At 62.4% G+C, this 2811-nt stretch carries 2 protein-coding genes; both read left to right on the top strand.

Features of this window, described 5'->3' with window-relative positions; genetic code table 11:
- Nucleotides 1-87 precede the first annotated feature (87 nt).
- A complete protein-coding gene (locus tag NW819_RS12450) occupies nt 88-1266 on the top strand; it encodes a 1-deoxy-D-xylulose-5-phosphate reductoisomerase (protein ID WP_414413936.1) in 1179 nt (392 codons plus the stop codon).
- 59 nt (nt 1267-1325) lie between these two features.
- Nucleotides 1326-2811: ABC transporter ATP-binding protein (locus tag NW819_RS12445; protein WP_414413935.1), on the top strand; the 1486-nt coding region annotated here is incomplete at its 3' end.

The following is a 2811-nucleotide window of genomic DNA, read 5'->3' as shown; positions in this document are numbered from 1 at the left end:
AGCGGGACGGAGTCCTTGGGCAAGTTGCGCGAGGGGAAGTCTGTGTTGGGAGGACGTTACGCTCTTTCAGGGGTAAAGGGATCCTTTATGCAAGCCATCACCTTGCTCGGCTCCACCGGCTCGATTGGCACCCAAACTCTGGACTTGGTGGCCCAGTATCCAGAGCGTTTTCAGGTTGTTGGCCTGACCAGCTACAGCAACGTTGCCCTCTTGGCCGAGCAGGTGCGGCGGTTTCGGCCCCAGATGGTTGCCATTGGCCGGGAGGAGCTGCTGCCGGAGCTGCGGTCGCTGCTGACGGGGATCCGACCGCTGCCGGAGTTGGTGGCCGGAACGGAGGGGCTGTGTCAGGTGGCGGCTCACCCGGCGGCCCAGCGGGTGGTGACGGGGATCGTCGGCTGCGCCGGTTTGTTGCCAACCCTGGCGGCCATCCGTGCCGGCAAAGACATTGCCCTGGCCAACAAAGAAACCCTGGTGGCAGGGGGGCCGGTGGTGCTGCCCCTGGTGCGCGAGTACGGGGTGAACCTGATCCCCGTCGACTCTGAGCATTCGGCCATTTTCCAGTGTTTACAGGGGGTGCCCGCGGGATCCCTGCGAAGAATCCTGTTGACTGCCTCGGGTGGCGCCTTTCGGGATTGGCCTGCCGAAAAATTGGATCAGGTCACCCTGGCCGATGCCCTCAAGCATCCCAATTGGGTGATGGGGCGCAAAATCACCATCGACTCGGCTACCCTAATGAACAAGGGCCTGGAGGTGATCGAGGCCCACTGGCTCTTCGGCCTGGACTACGACCACATCGACATCCTCATCCACCCGCAGAGCATTGTCCACTCCCTGATCGAGCTGGCCGATACCTCGGTTCTGGCCCAGTTGGGCTGGCCGGACATGCACCTGCCCATCCTCTACGGCCTCAGTTGGCCGGAACGCCTGGCCACCCCCTGGGATCCCCTCGATTTGGTCAAGCTGGGATCCCTCACCTTTAAGGCTCCGGATCACCGCAAGTACCCCTGCATGGAGTTGGCCTATGCCGCTGGACGGAGGGGGGGGACGCTGCCGGCAGTGTTGAATGCGGCCAACGAAGCGGCGGTGGCCCTGTTCTTGCAGGAGCGCATCCGTTTTTTGGATATTCCCCGTCTCTTGGAGCGGGTTTGTGAGCGGCATCAAGTCATTGCCGATCCCAGCCTGGAGGATATTTTGCAGGCGGATGCCTGGGCGCGGCGGGAAACGGCGCAACTGGCCCAGCAAGCCCCGGCTCAGGTTCTGGTCTGATCCCTACCGGGGGGATCCGGCTGAGCGCTAGAGTGGGAGAGGATGCAGGGAGCAAGTGAGTGACCGGATCGGGATCCCATCTCCGACAGTTGGCCCATTATCTGCGCCCCTATCGACGACAGGTGGGGTTGGGCATTGGATCCCTGCTCCTGGTCAATGGCCTGGGGGTGTTCCTGCCCTGGTACGTCAAGCTGGTCATCGATGACCTGAGCCAGAACCTGGCCACTTTGTCGGCCCGGCGCATTGCCCTTTACGCCTTGACGGTGCTGGTCGTCTCCAGCCTGATGATGGGCATTCGCATTGCCTCGCGGGTGTGGATGTTTGGGGTGGGACGGCAGGTGGAGTTTCACCTCAAGCAAGCCATCTTCGAGCATTTGCTCACCCTGCAGCCTTCCTACTTTGCCCAGCAGACCATCGGGGACATTCTCACCTGCATCACCAGCGATGTGGAAAACATCCGCCGCCTGTTGGGGTTCGCCCTACTCAATTTGGCCAACACGATCTTTGCCTATGCCACCACCTTGCCCGCCATGTTTGGCATCGAGCCCCGTCTGAGCACCTTGGCGCTGTCGGTGTTTCCGGTGATGTTGGTGCTGGTGAAGTTGAGCAGCAACCGCCTGCAGCAGGAGCAGCTCCAGGTGCAGCAGGAGTTGGCGGATCTGAGCGATCTCATTCAAGAGGACCTGAACGGCATTGCCCTGATCAAGGTGTACAGCCAGGAACAGCACGAGCAGCGGGAGTTTCGCCGCCAGAACCAGCGGCTGCTGCAGGCCAATTTGCGCTTGGCCCTCACTCGCAACTTGCTCTTCCCTTCTTTGGTGGCGCTGGTCAGCCTAAGCTTGTTGCTACTGCTGGCGGTGGGGGGGCCGCAGATTGCGGCAGGGACGCTGACCATCGGGGATTTTTCGGCCCTCACCCTCTACGTGGAACGGTTGGTATTTCCCACCGCCCTGCTGGGCTTCACCATCACGGCCTACCAGCGGGGGCAGGTCAGCTTGGAGCGGATCGACGCCCTGCTGAGGGTGCAGCCCACCATCTGTGACGCCCCCGCGGCTCTGCCGCTGCCGCTGGAAAAGGTGCAGGGTCGCCTCGAGGCCAGAGGTCTCGCGTTTGCCTTCGCCGGCCCTGCGGCAGCTCCGGCTCTAGAGGATTTGCACTTTTGCATAGAACCGGGCCAGATGGTGGCGGTGGTGGGGCCGATTGGGGCGGGCAAGTCCACTCTGGCCAATGCCCTTCTTCGGCTGCTGGAGATCCAGCCGGGGCAACTGTTTTTGGATGGGCAGGATATCACCCAGATTCAACTGGGATCCCTGCGCCGGGCCATTGCCTATGTGCCCCAGGAGAGCTTCCTGTTCAGCGCCACGGTCCGGGATAACATTCGCTACGGCAAGCCGGATGCCGAAGATTGGGAGGTGGAATGGGTGGCCAAAGCCGCCCACATCCACGCCGAGATCCTCAACTTTCCCAAGGGCTACGACACTCTGGTGGGAGAGCGGGGCATTACCCTCTCCGGTGGCCAGCGACAGCGGGTGGCCTTGGCTCGGG

The sequence above is a fragment of the Synechococcus sp. R8-2 genome (genome assembly GCF_047461715.1).
Classification (GTDB): domain Bacteria; phylum Cyanobacteriota; class Cyanobacteriia; order Thermostichales; family Thermostichaceae; genus Thermostichus.
This window is presented reverse-complemented; position numbering and strand designations above follow the sequence as displayed.

Coding starts and splice junctions, on each gene's coding strand:
- NW819_RS12450 (WP_414413936.1), top strand. CDS start 88: ATGCAAGCCATCACCTTGCTCGGCTCCACCGGCTCGATTGGCACCCAA.